The organism is Nocardia sp. NPDC055050, assembly GCF_053608345.1.
Window position 1 is genome coordinate 1 of record NZ_JBSGVG010000086.1, and the last position, 5,140, is coordinate 5,140.

Below are 5,140 nucleotides of genomic sequence, written 5' to 3' on the forward strand. Positions count from 1 at the left end.
CGCCGGGGCGTAGGCGACGAAGGAGCAAGCCCCGGTGCCTGACCGGCGGCCCGGCCGCGGACACGCGCGCGCCAGCGCGCCAACAAACACAGCGTCAAACCGTTCGGGGGCTACCGAACATCAGATCCAACCCGCCCGTCGGACCCGACGCACCACATCACAAACTGGCAGACTCGATGGCGACACTGTTCGACTAGCAGAGGTACCGATGCCGCAACGCCGTTGGATTTCCCGTTCCGTGCTGTTGATCGCGGGCGCGCTCACCGCCGCGACCCTGACCGCCTGCGGGGGTACGCCACCGGCCTCGACCGGCAGTGCGGGCACCACCACCTCGGCCGCGCCGACGACCACCGCGCCGGCCGGGACGTTGACGATCAGCCCCTCCTCCGCCGCGCAACTGTGCGACATGATCCGGCCCGAACTGTCGAACTTCCGGGTACAGGGCCCGACGCTCGGTCGGATCTCGCTCAACGCCATGGTGCACGACTGGGGCTTCCGCAACGGCGGCATCAACGGGCACGTTCTCGCCGACAAGGCGATGATCGACCGGGTGACCACCGAGAGCTGCCCCGAGGTGCGGACCGAGGCGCTCACCGCTCTCGAATTGCCTTCCCTTGCCGCGGGATTGGCGTTCTGATGCGCGGTCTCTACCCCGAGATCGAACCGTTCGAGCAGGGCCTGATCGATGTCGGCGACGGCCAGTCGGTGTACTGGGAGGTCAGCGGTGATCCCGACGGCAAGCCCGTGGTGTTCGTGCACGGCGGACCCGGCGGCGGTACCGGGCCCCTGCAACGGCGCTTCTTCGACCCGGCCGTGTACAAGATCGTGCTGTTCGATCAGCGTGGATGCGGAAAGTCCATGCCGCACATCGCCGATGGGGCTCCCCTGGACACCAACACCACGCCGAATCTGATCGCCGACATGGAGTTGCTGCGCGACCATCTGGGGATCGAGCGCTGGCAGGTGTTCGGCGGTTCGTGGGGGTCGACCCTGGGCCTGGCCTATGCGCAGGCCCACCCCGAGCGGGTGACCGAACTGGTGTTGCGTGGCATCTTCTTGTTGCGGCGCAAGGAAATCGACTGGTACTACAACGGCGCCGCGGGCAACGTCTACCCCGCCGAGTGGGCGAGATTCCTGGCGCCGGTCCCCGTCGAGGAACGCGGGGACGACCTCGTGGAGGTGTATCACCGACTGCTGCACTCCCCCGATCCGCAGGTCGCGCTCGATGCCGCGGTCGCCTGGTCGACATGGGAAGGCGCGACGAGTTCCCTGCTCCCGCAACCGGATCGGGTCGCCGAAACCGCCGAAGCACGCTTCGCTCTCGCGTTCGCCCGGATCGAAAACCACTATTTTCGCCACGGCGGATTCCTCGAGGAGGGACAGTTGCTGCGAGACATAGATCGGATCGCCGACATCCCCGGCGTGATCGTGCAGGGCCGCCACGACATTGTGTGCCCCGTGGTGAGCGCATGGGATCTGCACAACGCGTGGCCGTCCTCGACGCTGCACATCGTCGAGGACGCCGGGCACACCGCGCACGAGCCCGGCATCACCGCCCAGCTGGTGGAGGCGACCGACACGTTCGGAAAGCGAGGCTGACACCATGGCGACCGAGGCCGGAGAAGCCGTCGTCGCGGCGCTACGCGAGGACATCGACCGGCTCTTCGACGCCGAACCCGATGTGCGCGCCGACGCCGACGATTCGGTCCACCAGATGCGGGTGGCCACGCGCAGGCTCCGCAGTGTCCTGCGTTCCTATCGCAAGCTGTTCGACGCCGAGGAAGCCGCCGGCACCGAAGCGGAACTGAAGTGGCTCGCCGACCTGCTCGGCGTGGCCCGCGACGCCGAAGTCCGCGCCGAACGGTTCATCGATCTGCTGACCGGTTACGACCGAGTCCCCGCCGAGGTCACCGACGCCCTGGTCGGGGCCTCCCGTGCGGCCTACACCGCTGCTCACGCGGAGGTACTGAGCGCCATGGACGGCAAGCGCTACCGCCGCCTGCGCAAAGTCCTCAAAACCTGGCGCACCGATCCCCCGCTCGCCCCCGAGCTCGCCCGCGACAACGCGACCACTGTCTTCGGCAAGGTCCTGCGCCGCGACCGCAAACGCCTGCGCACACTCGTCTTCGCCGAGCCCACCGCCACCCCGGCGGACCGCGTAGAACTGCTCCACGACATCCGCAAGGGCGCCAAGCGTTTACGCTATTCCTGCGAAGCCGCCGCGACGGTCCTCGGCCCCGACGCCACCGACCTGGGCACCCGGGCCAAGCGCCTGCAATCCGTCCTCGGCGACCACCGCGACGCCGTCGAATCCCGCGAAGCGATCCTGGTGGTAGGGGCAGGTACCCACGCGCCCGCGGCAACCATCTACGAACTCCTCGCCGACACCGAGGAAGCAGCCGCGGGCCGAGCCATCGCCCACTACCCGGCGGCCGCCGCATTCATCTCCGCGGCGAACTGACAGTCGTCACTATCGACGTGGCCCGTCGTATTCGAAGCCGATAGTCCGAGTTCCCGGATCAGCGACAGCCAACCGCACCGCGACCTTCTCCCCTTCCGGCGGCTGTCCCGCACACCGCGCGAGGATCGGCGGTTCACTGACAAAGATCTCCGCGGGCCGGGACCCGTTGGCATCACGCAAAACCACGGCGGCGAACTCGGTGCCTACCCGAGGCTGGAGGACGGTGGCCTCGGTCAGGTCGACGCAGGCGCGATCGACCTTGTTGGCTACGGCATCGGTGCGGCGCATCGTCTCGGCGGCGGCCTTCACACCGTCGGTCACCCATTGCGGCACGTCGGCTCCGGCATCGTAGGCCAGGCAGATCTCGGTGGTGAACCGGTCGGCCAGCCGTCGCAGTGGCGCCGTCACGTGGGCGTACGGTGCGCCGATCGCACTGTGCGTCAGTTGTTGCGGGGTCGGGTCGTCGAGTTCGGCGAGCAGTGTGTAGCTCGCGCCGCGCAACAACCCGGTGGCTTCCGACATCAGCACCAGCGCGGCGGGGGTGTTCGCGTCGAGTCCCGCGAGCATGCGGCCCACCGGGACCTCGGCGGGCCACTCGACCCCCAATGCCGCCGCCGTGCGCCGCATCGAATCGATCGCGCTCTCCGGCGGTGGCGGCATCGTTCGCAGTAGGCCGACCCCTTTGTGCTCCAGCATGATTCGCGCCGCGCACATGCCGGTGAGCAACGAGACCTGTTCGTTCCAGTCGTCGGCCTCGGTCCGGGGCTCCAACCGCAGGCGCCAGCCGTCTCCGTCGGGGATCACTTCCTGCGCGGGCAACCGCAGCGAGATCGCGCCTCGGTCCAACCCCGCCTCGATCCGCAGCCGACCGAATTCGGGCAGCGCGGTCAGCGACGGCGGCAGAATACCGGCGTCGGCGGAAGCCTGGACCTGTGCGTAGTCGAACCGCTCCCGGGAGCGCACCAGTGCGCGCTTCACCGAACAGCTCAGTGGCACAGCATCATTGTCGAGTTCTATGGTCCACAACACGGCAGGCCGGTCGACGCCGGGCAGCAGACTCGCGGTGCCCTCGGACAGCACGGTCGGATGCAGTGCGACATTACCGTCGGGCAGATAGAAGGTCTGCCCGCGCACTTCGGCCTCGGCGGCCAGCGCACTGCCCGGCACGATCACCGCACCGAGATCCGCGATCGCGTAGTGCAGGGTGAAGCCGGTGGGAGTGCGTTCGATATGCAGCGCCTGGTCCAGATCCAGCGCGCTGGGCGGGTCGATGGTCACGAACTCGATATCGGTCCGATCGACCCGAGTGCCCGCGAACGCGTCCACCGCGTCGCGGGCGTCGGAGACGGCCTCGGCCGGATAGTCCGAGGCCAGTCCGAATTCGGAACGGATGGCGCCGAAGTCGACCGGCGCCGAGACGATCCGCTGATGGAGTTCCATTCTCGCAGAGTAGCGATTTCCTACTGCAGTGCGAGCATGGTGCCGTTGAGCTGATCGAGCGGGCCGTACACCGTGAAAGTGACCCGGCCGTTGGGCACGGCGGAGGACACGGTCGCGGCCGCGTCGAGCGCCTGACCGAACGAGGCCGCCGACGGGTGCGGCAGACCGGCCACGGTCAGGCCGAATCGGGACTGGTGCACCCAGGCGGTATCACCCGGGCTGAGGTCGACCTGAACCCCACCGTTGAGCGGGGTCACCGCGACCGCGCTCGCCGAACCGGCACCAAGCGTTGCGAAAACCGCAGTGGCTCCGGCGATCAGTGCACCGGCGACAATGGAACGAACTACCCGCATGTAAATGTGACCTGCTTCCGCGATCGAATGTGTTGGGCTCGCGGAAGTGGCAGCGAGCCCTGCCGACGGCGATCACTCTATGACCTCGCTCACGTTCCCGGCGAGTTCCAGCGCATTTTCCCTGTCTCGGCACACGATCGCCGAGACATTCCGGGCAATTGTTACTGTGGCGGCGGCGCACTCGGCAGCTGCCGGGTTGTGCGGCACTCACGTCGATAAATGGGAGTTTGCGAACGTATGTCGTGGCTGATTTTCGATTACCTGTCGCCGATCCTCGGACCGGACGCGGCCAGCTATTGGGCACACCTGCTGGCGATCAACCCGGGGTAGCTCACCGCTTCGATCCGGAACATGTCGCTTCCCGTTAACCACACGGGAAGCGGCGTGTTTCCTGGGCGGCTAGCATCCCGCTGCGTGAGTAGAACTACCGCCGCCATCGCGGCCAGCGCCACCGTCTTCGCCCTGCTTCTGGCCGGCTGCAGCGATGACTCTTCCTCTGCCGGTTCCCCCGCCGCGTCCACCACGCCCGCGCCTTCCTTCCAGGTCGAAGCAAGCAAGGCGGGGATGTTCGTGGTGAGCTACCGCAACGCCTTCCCGAAGCTGGCGCAGGGGCGCGACGACGCCGCCGTGGCCGCGGTGCTGAACCATTCCTGCTCCGAGATCAAGGCGGGCAAGTCCGAGGCCGACACGATCGCCACGATCAAGAAGGCGGCCAAGAACGGCGCCACCGACGCGACCACCGAAGAGGCCACGGCCGTCTACCAGATGTCCACACTGATGTGCTGAGCCGCTGTGCGGCCGAGCGAGGCGGGGGGGCCCCCGCGGGGCCGGCCCCCTAGCCGTGGGGGGGGGGGCGGTCCCCCGGGGAAACACGAAGCGGTTGCCC

Annotated in this window: 6 protein-coding genes; 4 read left to right on the forward strand and 2 right to left on the reverse strand. The window is 68.0% G+C overall.

Translation table 11 applies throughout. The annotated features are described in order from the left end of the window. The first annotated feature begins 208 nt into the window (after positions 1-208). The 3 genes from ACWGCN_RS35670 to ACWGCN_RS35680 are packed head-to-tail and all read left to right on the forward strand — an operon-like array spanning position 209 to position 2,461. Positions 209-637, forward strand: a complete 429-nt coding sequence (locus tag ACWGCN_RS35670; RefSeq protein ID WP_378996987.1) for a hypothetical protein — start codon at positions 209-211, stop codon at positions 635-637. After that, positions 637-1,599 carry a prolyl aminopeptidase gene (gene pip / locus ACWGCN_RS35675; protein ID WP_452460448.1) on the forward strand — a complete coding sequence of 321 codons (963 nt, stop codon included), beginning with the start codon at positions 637-639 and terminating at the stop codon, positions 1,597-1,599. Before ACWGCN_RS35670 ends, pip begins: the two co-directional genes overlap by 1 nt. A 4-nt stretch (positions 1,600-1,603) precedes the next feature. Continuing rightward, a complete protein-coding gene (locus ACWGCN_RS35680) occupies positions 1,604-2,461 on the forward strand; it encodes a CHAD domain-containing protein (RefSeq protein ID WP_452460449.1) in 858 nt (285 codons plus the stop codon). A gap of 9 nt (positions 2,462-2,470) precedes the next feature. Here the strand turns inward: ACWGCN_RS35680 and ACWGCN_RS35685 are convergent, their stop codons facing one another. After that, positions 2,471-3,901 carry an RNB domain-containing ribonuclease gene (locus tag ACWGCN_RS35685; protein ID WP_452460450.1) on the reverse strand — a complete coding sequence of 477 codons (1,431 nt, stop codon included), beginning with the start codon at positions 3,899-3,901 and terminating at the stop codon, positions 2,471-2,473. Positions 3,902-3,921: 20 nt separating this feature from the next. Continuing rightward, the gene (locus tag ACWGCN_RS35690) at positions 3,922-4,254 is read right to left on the reverse strand and encodes a hypothetical protein (RefSeq protein WP_378996997.1); all 333 of its coding nucleotides are present in this window, start codon (positions 4,252-4,254) and stop codon (positions 3,922-3,924) included. 414 nt (positions 4,255-4,668) lie between these two features. Between ACWGCN_RS35690 and ACWGCN_RS35695 the strand changes: the two genes are divergently transcribed. After that, positions 4,669-5,040 (forward strand): hypothetical protein, encoded by a 372-nt coding sequence (locus ACWGCN_RS35695; protein WP_378996999.1) that lies wholly within the window; start codon positions 4,669-4,671, stop codon positions 5,038-5,040. Positions 5,041-5,140: the final 100 nt, after the last annotated feature.